The organism is Zestomonas carbonaria (assembly GCF_904061905.1).
Taxonomy (GTDB): Bacteria; Pseudomonadota; Gammaproteobacteria; order Pseudomonadales; family Pseudomonadaceae; genus Aquipseudomonas; species Aquipseudomonas carbonaria.
The window spans coordinates 30,304-44,106 of the sequence record NZ_CAJFCI010000028.1 but is presented as its reverse complement, the minus strand read 5'-3'; the positions used below and the strand labels follow the sequence as shown (position 1 = coordinate 44,106).

Annotated in this window: 8 protein-coding genes; 7 read left to right on the top strand and 1 reads right to left on the bottom strand. The window is 68.1% G+C overall.

Going from position 1 to position 13,803, the window contains the following annotated elements:
* Positions 1-100 precede the first annotated feature (100 nt).
* From PSEWESI4_RS05910 to PSEWESI4_RS05880, 7 genes are all read left to right on the top strand, one after another.
* Positions 101-3,892, top strand: a complete 3,792-nt coding sequence (locus PSEWESI4_RS05910) for an urea carboxylase (protein ID WP_187670263.1) — start codon at positions 101-103, stop codon at positions 3,890-3,892.
* Between the two features lie 93 nt (positions 3,893-3,985).
* Positions 3,986-5,788 (top strand): allophanate hydrolase, encoded by a 1,803-nt coding sequence (gene atzF, locus PSEWESI4_RS05905; RefSeq protein ID WP_187670262.1) that lies wholly within the window; start codon positions 3,986-3,988, stop codon positions 5,786-5,788.
* Positions 5,789-5,921: 133 nt separating this feature from the next.
* Positions 5,922-7,400 (top strand): sensor domain-containing diguanylate cyclase, encoded by a 1,479-nt coding sequence (locus tag PSEWESI4_RS05900; protein WP_187670261.1) that lies wholly within the window; start codon positions 5,922-5,924, stop codon positions 7,398-7,400.
* Between the two features lie 80 nt (positions 7,401-7,480).
* Positions 7,481-7,690, top strand: coding sequence for a cysteine-rich CWC family protein (locus PSEWESI4_RS05895; RefSeq protein ID WP_187670260.1), 210 nt, complete (start codon positions 7,481-7,483; stop codon positions 7,688-7,690).
* Complete coding sequence (locus PSEWESI4_RS05890) at positions 7,690-8,379, top strand: pseudouridine synthase (protein WP_187670259.1); 690 nt, start codon at positions 7,690-7,692, stop codon at positions 8,377-8,379. Before PSEWESI4_RS05895 ends, PSEWESI4_RS05890 begins: the two co-directional genes overlap by 1 nt.
* A 153-nt stretch (positions 8,380-8,532) precedes the next feature.
* Positions 8,533-9,561, top strand: coding sequence for a L,D-transpeptidase (locus PSEWESI4_RS05885; protein WP_187670258.1), 1,029 nt, complete (start codon positions 8,533-8,535; stop codon positions 9,559-9,561).
* 72 nt (positions 9,562-9,633) lie between these two features.
* Positions 9,634-10,347 carry a murein L,D-transpeptidase catalytic domain family protein gene (locus tag PSEWESI4_RS05880; protein ID WP_187670257.1) on the top strand — a complete coding sequence of 238 codons (714 nt, stop codon included), beginning with the start codon at positions 9,634-9,636 and terminating at the stop codon, positions 10,345-10,347.
* 232 nt (positions 10,348-10,579) lie between these two features.
* Here PSEWESI4_RS05880 and PSEWESI4_RS05875 read toward each other — a convergent pair whose 3' ends face one another.
* On the bottom strand, positions 10,580-13,447 hold the full coding sequence (locus PSEWESI4_RS05875) for an HD domain-containing phosphohydrolase (RefSeq protein ID WP_187670256.1): 2,868 nt from the start codon (positions 13,445-13,447) through the stop codon (positions 10,580-10,582).
* Between the last annotated feature and the right edge of the window lie 356 nt (positions 13,448-13,803).

Genomic DNA, 13,803 nt, shown 5'->3' with positions numbered 1-13,803 from the left:
CCCATAAATGGGAGAGGGAGCAAAGCATCAACCACCCCGGACGACCGGGGTGCGGACCGAATAGCGGCGGGACGGCCCGCCACTGCATGGGGCAGACTCCATGTTCGACAAACTCCTGATCGCCAACCGGGGCGCCATCGCCTGCCGCATCCTGCGTACTCTCCGTGAACTGCGCGTAGGCGGCGTCACCGTCTACTCCGAGGCGGACGCCGCCAGCCTGCACATCCAGCAGGCCGACGAAGCGCACAGCCTGGGCGACGGCCCGGCGGCCAATACCTACCTGGTGGTCGACAAGATCCTCGCCGTCGCCAAGCAGAGCGGCGCCCAGGCCATCCACCCCGGCTACGGCTTCCTCTCCGAGAACGCCGCCTTCGCCGAAGCCTGCGAAGCGGCCGGCATCGCCTTCGTCGGCCCGACGCCCGAACAACTGCGCGTGTTCGGCCTCAAGCACACTGCCCGTGCGCTGGCCAAACAGCACGGCGTGCCGATGCTGGAAGGCACCGGGCTGCTGGAAAACCTCGACGCCGCGCTGGAGGCCGGCGAGCAGGTCGGCTACCCGGTGATGCTCAAGAGCACCGCCGGCGGCGGCGGCATCGGCATGCGCGTGTGCCGCGATGCCGCCGAGCTGGCCGATGCCTTCGACGCGGTGAAGCGCCTGGGCCAGAACAACTTCAGCGACGCCGGGGTGTTCATCGAGAAATACATCCAGCGCGCCCGCCACCTGGAAGTGCAGGTGTTCGGCGACGGCCGGGGCGAAGTCATCGCCCTCGGCGTGCGCGACTGCTCGGTGCAGCGCCGCAACCAGAAGGTGCTGGAGGAAACCCCGGCGCCGAACCTGCCGGCCGGCATGGCGAACGAACTCTGCGCGGCGGCGATCAAGCTGGCCAGGGCGGTGAACTACCGCAGCGCCGGCACCGTCGAGTTCGTCTACGACAGCGAGGCCGAGCGCTTCTACTTCCTCGAAGTGAACACCCGCCTGCAGGTCGAGCATGGCGTCACCGAACAGGTGTGGGGCGTCGACCTGGTGCGCTGGATGGTCGAGCTGGCGGCCGGCGACCTGCCGCCGCTGTCCGAACTGGCCAAGGACCTCGAGCCCAGCGGCCATGCCATCCAGGCGCGCCTGTACGCCGAAGACCCGGGCCGCGACTTCCAGCCCAGCCCCGGCCTGCTCACCGCCGTGGCGTTCCCCGAGGCAGACGGCAAGGCCCTGCGCATCGACACCTGGGTCGAGGCCGGCTGCGAGATTCCGCCCTACTTCGACCCGATGATCGCCAAGCTGATCGCCTGGGCACCGGACCGCGAACAGGCCAGCGCCGGGCTGGACCAGGCGCTGGCCGACAGCGTCCTGTACGGGGTGGAATCCAACCGCGACTACCTGCGGCAGATCCTCGCCGACGCCCCCTTCGCCAGCGGCGCGCCCTGGACCCGCTGCCTGGAGAATCTCGTCTACCGGGCCGACACCGTCGAAGTGCTCGGCGCCGGCACCCAGACCACGGTGCAGGACTACCCCGGCCGCCTCGGCTACTGGGCGGTCGGCGTGCCGCCTTCGGGGCCGATGGACGACCGCGCGCTGCGCCTGGGCAATCGCCTGCTGGGCAACGAGGAAGACGCCGCCGCGCTGGAAATCACCATGAGCGGTCCGACCCTGCGCTTCAACACCGACGCGGTGCTGGCGGTGACCGGCGCGCCGTTGCCGGTGCAGCTCGACGGCATCGACCAACCGATGGATACCGCCCTGCGGGTCAAGGCCGGTGGCATCCTGTCGCTCGGCACCATCCAGGGCGCTGGCGCGCGCAGCTACCTGTGCCTGCGCGGCGGCATCCAGGTGCCGGACTACCTGGGCTCGAAAAGCACCTTCACCCTCGGCCAGTTCGGCGGCCACGGAGGCCGCGCCCTGCGCGCCGGCGACGTGCTACACCTGTTGCCCCTCGCCGATGCAAGCGCCAGCGCCAGCCTGCCGGCCGAGCTGCGCACCACCCTGCCCGCCACCCGCGAAATCCGCGTGATCTACGGCCCCCACGGCGCACCGGAATACTTCACGGAAAACTACATCGCCACCTTCTTCGCCACCGCCTGGGAAGTGCACTTCAACTCCAGCCGCACCGGCGTGCGGCTGATCGGCCCGAAACCGGAATGGGTACGCGAGAGCGGCGGCGAGGCCGGGCTGCATCCGTCCAACATCCACGACAACCCCTACGCCATCGGTGCGGTGGACTTCACCGGCGATATGCCGGTGATCCTCGGCCCGGACGGCCCCAGCCTGGGCGGCTTCGTCTGCCCGGTGACGGTGATCGAGGCCGACCTGTGGCAACTGGGCCAGCTCAAGGCCGGGGACAAGGTGCGCTTCGTGCCGGTGGATATCGGGATGGCGCGGGAGCTGGCGAAAATACGCCAGGCCGAAACCACGCTTGTCTCCCCTCTCCCGTTTATGGGAGAGGGGTCGGGGGAGAGGGACGGCGTTTCACAACAATCCGCCCAGCCCTCTCCCATGAATGGGAGAGGGAGCCTATCCGTGCAAACCGGAAAGGACGGTGTCTCGGACGCCTCCCGGATTGCATCCGGGCTACCCGCCCGTAGGAGCCAGCTTGCTGGCGATCCTTCGGCATCGCCGATCGCGAGCAAGCTCGCTCCTACACCGCTCACCTCTCCCATCGTGCTGGACATAGGAGAGGCCGACACCCGCCTGGTCGCCCGCCTTTCCGGCGACACCCACCTGCTGCTGGAGATCGGCCAGCCCGAGCTGGACCTGGTGCTGCGCTTCCGCGCCCACGCGCTGATGCAGGCGCTGGAGGCCAGGAACCTCGCCGGAGTGATCGACCTCACCCCCGGCATCCGCTCCCTGCAGGTGCACTACCGGCCGGAAACCCTGCCGCTGGCCAGCCTGCTGGAAACCGTCGTCGGGCTGTGGGACGACGTCTGCAACGCCGGCGACCTCAAGGTGCCGTCGCGCATCGTCCACCTGCCGCTGTCCTGGGACGACCCGGCCTGCCAACTGGCCATCGAGAAATACATGACCACGGTGCGCAAGGACGCGCCCTGGTGCCCGAGCAACCTGGAGTTCATCCGCCGCATCAACGACCTGCCGGACCTCGACGAGGTGTACCGCACGGTATTCGAGGCCAGCTACCTGGTGATGGGCCTGGGCGACGTCTACCTCGGCGCGCCGGTGGCCACGCCGCTGGACCCGCGCCATCGCCTGGTGACAACCAAGTACAACCCGGCGCGCACCTGGACGGCGGAAAACTCGGTGGGCATCGGTGGCGCCTACCTGTGCGTGTACGGCATGGAAGGCCCCGGCGGCTACCAGTTCGTCGGCCGCACCTTGCAGATGTGGAACCGCTACCGCGCGGTCGAGGCTTTCGACGGCAAGCCCTGGCTGCTGCGCTTCTTCGACCAGATCCGTTTCTACCCGGTGAGCGCGGAGGAACTGCTACGCATCCGCCGCGACTTCCCGCTCGGTCGCTACCCGCTGCGCATCGAGCACAGCGATCTGCACCTGGCCGACTACCAGGCCTTCCTGGCCGCCGAGGCCGAGGGCATCGCCGCCTTCCGTGGTCGCCAGCAGGCGGCCTTCGACGCCGAGCGGCAGCGCTGGATCGAATCCGGCCAGGCGCATTTCGACAGCGAGGAAGTCGCCGCCGAGCTCGGCGAGGACACCCCGCTCGGCGCCGGCCAGCACGCCATCGAAAGCCATATAGCCGGCAACCTCTGGCAGGTGCAGGTGGAGGCCGGCGCCAGCGTCAAGGCTGGCGACGTACTGGTCATCCTGGAGTCCATGAAGATGGAAATCCCCCTCACCGCGCCGCGCGACGGCGTGGTCCGCGAAGTGCGCGTGCAGCCCGGCTCGCCGGTGCGCGCGGGACAGCGGGTGGTGGTGATGGAAGAAGTCTGAAACGGCCGCCGGACCGCCGGCCGCCCCAATTGCGATGCCCCGGCATCGATGGTGGATGGGTAGCCCCGATCCGCCCTACGGAGGACACGACACATGCAACACCAATTCGATCTGCGCCTGGATACCATCCGCGCCATCTACAGCGAAGGCCGCAGCACCCCGCGCCAGTTGATCGCAGCCCTGCGTGACAAGGCCGCCGCGCTGAACCCGGACTACCACCTGTTCATCCACCTGCTCGGCCTGGACGAACTGGAGCCCTACCTCGCCGCGCTGGACGGCAAGTCCCCGGCGGACCTGCCGCTGTACGGCGTGCCCTTCGCCATCAAGGACAACATCGACCTGGCCGGGATTCCCACCACGGCCGCCTGCCCGGCCTACGCCTACGTGCCCGAACGCAGCGCCACCCTGGTCGAGCAGTTGATCGCCCTGGGCGCGGTGCCGCTGGGCAAGGCCAATCTCGACCAGTTCGCCACCGGCCTCAACGGCACCCGCTCGCCCTACGGCGCCTGCCGCAACAGCGTGCACCCGGACTACCCGGCCGGCGGCTCCAGCTCCGGCTCGTCGCTGGCGGTGGCACTCGGCGTCGCCAGCTTCGCGCTGGGCACCGACACCGCCGGCAGCGGCCGGGTGCCGGCGGCGCTGAACAACCTGGTCGGCCTCAAGGCCACCAAGGGCCTGCTCTCCACCGCCGGGGTGGTACCGGCCTGCCGCACCCTGGACTGCGTCACCTACCTCACCGCCACCGCTCGCGAAGCCAGCCAGTTGCTCGCCCTGACCGCCCGGCTCGACCCGCGCGACGAATACAGCCGCGCCAACCCGCTGTGGAATGCCGGCGATGCCTTTGGCGCGCCGCGCCAGGGCTTCCGCTTCGGCGTGCCCTCGCAACTGGAGTTCCTCGGTTGCGCGGAAAGCCCGGCGCTGTTCGCCGCGGCCGTCGCACGGCTGGAAGCGCTCGGCGGCGAAGCGGTGCCGATCGACTTCGAACCGTTCCTGGAAGCCGCACGCCTGCTCTACCAGGGCCCCTGGGTGGCCGAGCGCTACAGCGTCGCCGGCTCGCTGATCGAAGAGAACCCCGAAGCCGTGCTGCCGGTGATCCGCGCCGTGCTGGAGCAGGCGCCGAAGGTCAGCGGCGTCGACACCTTCCGCGCCCAGTACCGCCTGCAAGCGCTCAAGGCCATCTGCGACCGCATCCTCGAAGATCTCGACTGCGTGCTGACCCCGGCCTACCCGCGTCCGGTGACCCTGGCCGAACTGCACGCCGAACCGGTGGCGCGCAATTCCGACCTCGGCTACTACACCAACTTCATGAACCTGCTGGACTACGCCGCCGTCGCCGTGCCCAGCGCCTTCATGGACAACGGACTGCCCTGGGGCGTGACCCTGTTCGGCCGCGCGTTCACCGACCAGTACCTGCTCGGCCTGGCCGACGCCCTGCAACGCCAGCACGACCTGCCGCTGGCCGGCGGACGCCCGGCGCAGCTCGCCGCGCCGGGCAACCCCGCCCGCAACGACAGGGCCCGCCTGGTGGTCTGTGGCGCCCACCTGGACGGCCTGCCGCTGAACTGGCAACTCCGCCAGCGCGGCGGCCGCCTGCTGGAGGCGACGCGCAGTTCGCCGGACTACAAGCTCTACGCCCTGGCCGGAGGCCCGCCCTTCCGTCCGGGCATGCTGCGCGTCGCCACCGGCGGCGCGTCCATCGAAGTGGAGGTGTGGGAGCTACCGAGCGGCGAGCTGGGCTCGTTCCTCACCGGCATCCCGGCGCCGCTGGGGCTCGGCAAGGTGCAGCTCATCGACGGGCGCTGGGAGACCGGCTTCATCTGCGAACCCCATGGGCTGGAAGGCGCCGAGGACATCACCGGCCACGGCGGCTGGCGCGCCTACCTGGCCGGGCGCTGAGCCCATCCGGCGGCCGGCCCGGATAGCGCCGGCCGCCTTTCCCCATCACGCTGGTCTGGTACCGGCGTACAAGCGATGGCACTTGTACTCGGGCCACGCTAGCATTGCGCCACAATTCCTCGTGGATGCCTTCATGCCGCAGCGTTCCCTGAACCACGCCAAGCTGTCCCTGCTCCTGCTGCTGTTCCTCCTGCTGATCTGCGGCTTCCTCGCCACCTCGCTGGCCAGCTATTACGCCTCGCGCGACGCCATCCACGCCAGCATCGTCGAGACCGAGCTGCCGCTGACCTCGGACACCGTGTATTCGGAAATCCAGAAGGACCTGGTCCGCCCGGTGCTGATCTCCTCGATGATGAGCCGCGACACCTTCGTCCGCGACTGGGTGATGAACGGCGAACGCGACGTCGACCAGATGACTCGCTACCTGCGCGAGGTCCAGGAGCACTACGGCACCTTCACCAGCTTCTTCATTTCCGAGAAGACCCACACCTACTACCAGGCCAAGGGCGTCCTCAAGACCGTGCGGGAAGACGAGCCGCGAGACGTCTGGTACTTCCGCGTGCGCGACATGGCCGAGCCCTACGAGATCAACGTCGACGTCGACATGGCCAACCAGGACCGCCTGACCTTCTTCATCAACTACCGGGTGCTCGACTACGAGGGCAACTTCCTCGGCGCCACCGGCGTCGGCCTGACCGTCGACGCAGTGGTCAAGCTGATCGACGAGTACCAGCGCAAGTACGAGCGCAACGTCTACTTCGTCGACACCGAGGGCAAGATCACCCTGACCGGCGCCGAAGGCGGGCCGTTCGGCGCGCGGACCGGCCAGTCGCTGCGGGACATCGACGGCCTGGAAAACCTGCTCAGCAAACTGCCGAAGCCGCAGAGCGGCACCTACGAGTACCAGGAACACGACCGCGGCCACTTCCTCAACGTGCGCTTCATCCCCGAGCTGGACTGGTACCTGTTCGTCGACAAGCAGGACAGCAGCGCGCTGGCCGGCATCCGCCAGAGCCTCTACCTGAACATGCTGATCTGCCTGCTGATCACCCTGGTGGTGCTGGCGCTGGTCGGCCTGCTGGTGCGCCGCTACCAGCAGGACATCGAAGCGCTGGCCACCACCGACATGCTCACCGGCCTGCCCAACCGGCGCGGCTTCGACCTGCTGGCCGGCCAGGCCCTGCGCGAGGCACAGCGCAACCAGGAACCGCTCAGCGCGTTGCTGATCGACATCGACCACTTCAAGGCGCTCAACGACAGCCATGGCCACCTGGCCGGCGACCAGGTACTCAGCAGCTTCGCCAGCCGGCTGCGCGACAGCCTGCGGCAGTCCGACATCCTCTGCCGCTGGGGCGGCGAGGAGTTCATCGTGCTGCTCAAGAACACCGATCACCACGCCGCCTATCAACTGGCCGAGAAGCTTCGCCAGCGGATCAACGACAGCAGCTTCCGGTTCGCCGAGGCCGAGCTCAAGGTCGAGACCAGCCTCGGCCTCACCGAGCTGCGCGCCGACGACACCCTGCACAGCCTGATCTCGCGGGCCGACCACGCGCTGTACCGGGCCAAGCAGTCCGGGCGCAACCGGGTCTGCGTGGAGCCGGCCGGGCACTGACCGCCCGGCCGACCGCCGGCCTTTCGCGGCCATGGGCCGCTCCTACATACTGCCGTTCCGTATACCATCACCGCGCCACGATGACCGATCTCGACCCCACCCGCTGCCCGCTGTGCGGCCAGTCCAACCGCTGTGGCGTCGCCGCCAACGACCGCAGCGGCGAGGACTGCTGGTGCTTCAGCGCGGAGATCGATCCCCAGGCGCTGGAACGCATCCCGCCCGAACTGCGCCGGCGCGCCTGCCTGTGTCCGCACTGCGCGCAACGGCTGCCGCCCGGGCAGGACGACTGATGCGCCTCGACCGCCTGCTCGGCAACCTGCCCCACGGCAACCGCCGCGACGCCCGCCTGGCCCTGGCCGCCGGCCACGTGCGGGTGGATGGCGCCACGGTGCGCGACGGCCGCCTGGAAGTGCGCGAGTTCAACCGCGTCGAGCTGGACGGGCAGGTGTTGCAGGCCGGAAAGCCGGCGCGCTACTTCATGCTGCACAAGCCGGCCGGAGTGGTCAGCGCCACCGAGCATCCCGAACACCGCACCGTGCTCGACCTGCTCGACGAGCCGGACAGGCACGACCTGCACCTGGCCGGACGCCTCGACCTCAACACCACCGGCCTCGTGCTGATCACCAACGACGGCCACTGGTCGCGCCGCCTGACCCTGCCGCAGAGCGAGAAGCCCAAGGTCTACCTGGTCGAGACCGAGCAGCCGATCGCCGAGGAATACGTGGAAACCTTCGCCCGTGGCCTGCACTTCCGCTACGAGGACATCGTCACCCGCCCCGCCGAGTTGCAGATCCTCGGCAGCCACCGCGCCCGGCTGACCCTGCACGAAGGCCGCTACCACCAGGTCAAGCGAATGTTCGGCCACTTCCGCAACAAGGTCGTGCGCCTGCACCGCGAGCGCATCGGCGCGCTGCACCTGGGCGACCTGGAAGAAGGCCGCTACCGCCTGCTCACTCCGCAGGAAATCGCTGCGTTCTGAAGGCCTCGTGCGGTTTTCTGGATTCCCTGTGTTCATTGGGTCCCCGCGTTCGCGGGGATCCAGAAAACCCAGGACAACCACTCCTGCCCACCAGTTTGCCGCCCCCGAAAATCCCCGTCTAAGCTGCCCACGAGACCATCAAGGACGACCCCGATGAAACACCTGCTCCTCGCCCTGGGCTTGCTGGCCACCCTCCCCGCCTTCGCCGCGCCGCTCAAGGCGCCCAGTACCGAAGAACTCAGGCGCCAACTGGATGCGCTCAAGCCCGGCCAGTTCATCTGGATGCCGCAGGTTTCGCCACGCGGCCCGGTGACCGTGGTGGTCAGCCTCACCGAGCAGCGCGCCTACGTGTACCGCAACGGCGTCGCCATCGGCGTCAGCACCGTGAGCACCGGCAAACCCGGCCACGGTACGCCGACCGGCGTGTTCAGCATCCTGCAGAAGCGCACCATCCACCACTCCGACCTCTACAACGACGCGCCGATGCCCTACATGCAGCGCCTGACCTGGGACGGCATCGCCCTGCACGCCGGCAACCTGCCGGGCTATCCGGCCTCGCACGGCTGCATCCGCCTGCCCACGGACTTCGCCAAGGCGCTGTACGGCATCACCGGCTTCAGCTCCACCACGGTGGTCATCTCCGACGTCAACAGCGCGCCGGTGGAAGTCAACCACCCCGGCCTGATCGCCCCGCTGGTCGAGGACGGCAAACCCGAAGGCGTGCCGCTGATCGGCGGCGAGGCCTACCTCGACGATCCCGGCAACGACCAGGGCCCGCTGTCGATCCTGGTCAGCCGCGCCGACCTGCGCGTCTACGTGTTCCGTGGCGGCCAGTTGATCGGCTCCGCGCCGGTATTCGTGCCGAGCGGCGAACAACGCTCCGGCATGGCCGTGTTCTCGCTGTTGCAGAAACCCCTGGCCAGCGAGTTCGCCCCGGCGCCGTCGCTGCGCTGGTCGGCAGTGCAACTGAGCAATCCGGAGTTCGGCCAGACGCCTCTCGAACAGCTCGGCCAGATCAGCGTCGACCCGGATTTCCTGAACCGCCTGCACCGGATCATGGATGTCGGCACGACCCTGGTGATCACCGACCTGGCCTCCACCCGCGAGAGCCGGGGCGACGGCCAGCTCACCGTGATCAGCACGGAAGGGACGGCGCGCGGAGTGCCGTCGGTCAAGAAATGATCGGAATCTGTATAAAATTCAAGCAGAATGCCGCGGTTGGTTCATAACCATAATGACGTTGGGGTTTGGGGAATGATTGACCGTTTGGGGGGAGCCTTGCGGCTCTGTGCGGCCAGTTTCGGCCTTTTTCTAGCCACCTGCGCCTGGCAATCCGCGCATGCCCAGAGGCTGCCCAGCGCCCAGGAACTCCAGCGGCTGGCGCCGAATGCCAACCTGTCGGCCCTGCGCCTGGCGCTGACCGCCTACCAGTGCGCCAGCCAGGGCGACACCGGCCAGTTGCTGACCGTGATCGACTATTCCAAGCCCTCGCGCGACAAGCGCCTGTGGGTGTTCGACCTGAAGGCCAAGAGGCTGCTGTTCGAGGAATGGGTCACCCACGGCAAGAACAGCGGCGCCGACGTGCCGACCTCGTTCTCCAACGTGCCGGAAAGCTACCAGTCGTCCCTCGGCCTGTTCAGCACCGGGCAGACCTACCACGGCCGCCACGGCCGCTCGCTGCGCCTGGAAGGCCTGGAGCCGGGCTTCAACGACAACAGCATGTCGCGCGCCATCGTCATGCACGCCGCCGCCTACGCCGACCCCAAGGTGGTCCCCGGCCTCGGCCGTCTCGGCCGCAGCCAGGGCTGCCCGGCGGTACGCCCGGCGATCGCCGGCAAGCTGATCAGCACCCTGCAGCGCGGCAGCTACGTGTTCGCCTACTACCCGCAGAAGGAATGGCTGAAGAACTCCCGCTTCCTCAGCGCCCAGGGCTGCCCGCTGGCTGAGCAGACGATTGCCAGTAAGTGATGGTTTTTCCTGGATTGAATCCGGGGTACGCCTGAACCTCGTAGTAGCCTGAACGCACGCTCCCTCACCCCAGCCCTCTCCCTCCGGGAGAGGGCTGGGGTGAGGGGCGGAGTATCCCAATCGCACTCACCAAACAGTCAGCAACTGTCCCACCCTCTCAAAGCCTATCAAGAGAAACCCATCAACCCGGTGGGCTGAAGCCCACCCTACGTCTACGCCCACCTCAGCCCCATCACGAACCACCAAGCATCTCCAGATAAGGCCGGATGTCCACCTCGTCGAGCTGCTCGCGGCGCAGGAATTTCTCGCCGTACTCGCGGTACACCCCGGAAGTCAGGAACAGCCTGAACAAGTCCGCGTCGATGTGCTGGTCGCGGGCCATGAAGCCGAGGATGCGCACCGATTCGGAAAGCGTTTTCGGCGCCTTGTAGGGGCGGTCGGCGGCGGTCAGCGCTTCGAAGATGTCGGCGATCGCCATGACCCGCTCGGCGATGCCCATGTCCTCCTTGCGCAGGCGCCGTGGGTAGCCGGTGCCGTCCATCTTCTCGTGGTGGTTGCCGGCGATGGTCGGCACGCGCTTGAACTGGCGCGGCAACGGCAGGGTGTTGAGCATGATGATGGTCTGCACGATGTGCTCGTTGATCTTGAAACGCTCTTCCTCGTTCAGCGTGCCGCGACGGATGCCCAGGTTGTACAGCTCGCCGTAGTTGTAGGCCTGGGCCGGCAGGCGCATGTCGAAACCCCAGACGTTGCGCGGATCGTCCTTGTCCACCGGCGGCTTGCGGTCGCCCCAGGGCACCAGGTGTTCGGGGCGGTCGGCGAGCAGCGACTCCTCCACCGGCAGTTGCGCCAGCGGCACCGCCGCCAGCCGCTCGGCCTCGTCGTGGGACAGGCCGATGCGGTTGTCGAAGTGCCGCCACCAGCGCCGCTTGCCGATCTCCCGCAGCCGATCGACGTCCTCGTCCTTCATGAACTCGCCGCCGATATTGGCGTTGGCGACGAAGGCGAACTCCTCCTGCAACTCGGCGCGGCGCCGCTCCAGGGCCATTTGCAGCGACTCCTGGTCGCCACCGCTGGCGATGCCCTGCCAGTAATCGATCTCGGCGTCGCGCCAGAGCACCTCGAAGCGGGTACGGATCTCGTGGATGCGGTTGTACAGGGTCTCCAGCTTGGTGGCCTTGTCCACCACGTATTCCGGGCTGGTGATCTTGCCGCAATCGTGCAGCCAGGCGGCGATGCGGAATTCGTAGAGCTCGGCCTCGTCCATGCTGAAGTCGGCGTAGGGCCCGGTTTCGGCGGAGACCGCCTTGTCCAGCAGCATCTCGGCGAGTTGCGGAACCCGCTCGCAGTGGCCGCCGGTGTAGGGGCTCTTGGCGTCGATGGCGTCGGCCAGCAGCTTGATGATCGCATCCAGCAGGCGTTGCTGGGCCTCGATCAACTGGCGCGTCTCGATGGCCACGGCGGCGGCGCCGGACAGTTCCTCGACGAACGTCCGGAACGGCTGCTGCACCTCGCCCTCCTGCCGGTGCTCGGGCGCCAGTTGCAGGACCAGGATGCCGAGCAGTTCGTGGCTGCGGTCGTTGAGCGCCACCGCCAGGTAGTGCGCCTGGCTCTCCAGCGCCTGGGCCACCGCCGCGGCCAGGTCCTCGTGGCTGCGCGCCACCAGGTGCAGCACCTCGGGATACGCCTTCTCGCCGCAATGGGTGGACAGCCGCAGGGCATCCGCCTCGTCGTCATGCAGGTAGACCGCCCCGCCATCCACCCCGGTGGCTTCGACCAGTCGGTTGAGCACGCCGCCGAGCATGCTCTCCAGGCGGGTCTCGCGGCTGAGCGTCAGGGTGATCGCCTGGAAGTTGTGGATGGTGCGCGACATGCGGCGCAGCACATGGCTGAGCTCGCCCACCTCGGTGACCTTCGAGCTGACCCCGACCTCGCGGCTGAAGTCGAAGCCGGCCAGGGCGCGCACCTGATCGGCCAGGGCGCGCAGCGGCTGCCCGATGCGCTGGCCGAGCGCCCAGCCGATCAGCAGCAACAGGGCAATCAGCACCGACGCCCAGACCGTCTGGTCGAACAGGGCCTGGCGCGCGCCGGCCAGCAGCTCGGCCGCCGGCACGGCGATCAGCACCCGCACGTCCTGCTGGGCGAAGCTCGACAGCGGCGTCTGCATCCCGTACCACTCCTGGCCGTCCACCAGGTAACGCTGCGGCGAGTTGCCCGCCGGCGGCTCGGCGAACATCCGCACCAGGCTCTCCACGCCCAGCTCGGTGATCCGCGACAGGCGCAACTGCTCACCCTCGGCAACGATCACCCGCTGCAGGTCCGGGTAGGCCACCACGCTGCCTTCGCTGTCGACCACCGCCATCTCGGTCCCGGGGGTCATGCGCAGGTCCTGCACCTCGCCGCCGAGGTCGTCCACCGAGGCATCCATGCCGATCACCGCCCCACCGTCGACCGTGCGCTGCGCCAGGGTCAGGCCGATCTCGCGGGTGGTGAAGAACACGTAGGGCCGGGTCAGCACGGTGTCCTCGCGCTCCATGCCCTCGCTGAACCACGGCCGGGTGCGCGGATCGAAACGGTAGTCGGGCCTCGCCTCGGTCTTCAGCAGGGTCAGGGCGCTATCGTAGAAACGCCACTCGCCGAGCATCGCCCCGTCCTCGCCGAGGCTCATGCTCTGCACCAGGAACTCGCTGTTCTCCGGCGCCTCGAGACGCTCCCGGATCTCGACATCGCGCAGCCGGCGCACGAGCAGGAACTCGCCGTTCGGGTAGCCGATGTAGACCGCGCTGAGCATCCTGTTGGCGTCCAGGCTCTCCACCAGCAGCGGCAGGCGTTCGAGACGCTGCGGCAGATCGTCGGCCTCGGAGATCGAGTCGTAGGCCAGCAGGCGGATGGAACTCTGCGCCGGGTCGATCAACCGTCGCGCACGCTCGTTGATGGTCTTGCCGAGTTGCTGGGCGGTGTCGCCGGCGGCGGCGACCAGGGTCTGCTGGATGCCGTGATAGCCCTGCCACGCCAGCGCGCCGCCGAGCACCAGGGTACTGAGCATGATCGCCAGGGCGATCAGCACCTGCAGGGAAATACCGCGACCGGCGCTGTTCATGGCCGACACCCTCCGTCCGGGCCGGCACCGGACGATTCATCCGCCAGGTGCGGAGCGCGGGCACGCCCTCCCCCTCCCGGCAACCCAACTACCGGCCAGCCACGAGTCCAGCGAACAGCCGTTGCGAAGGAATCCGCGCTCATCTTGAAATCCATGTCCGGGGGAGAGTCGAAACCAACCTGGCTGGCGCATTGCCGGCTTCAGAATCAGTGTAATCGGCACATGGAAAAGCGCTGGGCTTATTCCTTATTGATCCTTAAAAAACCCTTGAAGCTTCTTGCGAACCCAAGGATGGCCTGTTTAAATCAGGCCATAAGGTCAGAGTGTGACCCAAGAGTCACAACGACCATCTAAGC

Excerpts from the sequence above, each read along its gene's own strand:
- PSEWESI4_RS05910 (WP_187670263.1), top strand. The coding sequence starts at position 101 with ATGTTCGACAAACTCCTGATCGCCAACCGGGGCGCCATCGCCTGCCGC.
- atzF (WP_187670262.1), top strand. The coding sequence starts at position 3,986 with ATGCAACACCAATTCGATCTGCGCCTGGATACCATCCGCGCCATCTAC.
- PSEWESI4_RS05900 (WP_187670261.1), top strand. The coding sequence starts at position 5,922 with ATGCCGCAGCGTTCCCTGAACCACGCCAAGCTGTCCCTGCTCCTGCTG.
- PSEWESI4_RS05895 (WP_187670260.1), top strand. The coding sequence starts at position 7,481 with ATGACCGATCTCGACCCCACCCGCTGCCCGCTGTGCGGCCAGTCCAAC.
- PSEWESI4_RS05890 (WP_187670259.1), top strand. The coding sequence starts at position 7,690 with ATGCGCCTCGACCGCCTGCTCGGCAACCTGCCCCACGGCAACCGCCGC.
- PSEWESI4_RS05885 (WP_187670258.1), top strand. The coding sequence starts at position 8,533 with ATGAAACACCTGCTCCTCGCCCTGGGCTTGCTGGCCACCCTCCCCGCC.
- PSEWESI4_RS05880 (WP_187670257.1), top strand. The coding sequence starts at position 9,634 with ATGATTGACCGTTTGGGGGGAGCCTTGCGGCTCTGTGCGGCCAGTTTC.
- PSEWESI4_RS05875 (WP_187670256.1), bottom strand. The coding sequence starts at position 13,447 with ATGAACAGCGCCGGTCGCGGTATTTCCCTGCAGGTGCTGATCGCCCTG.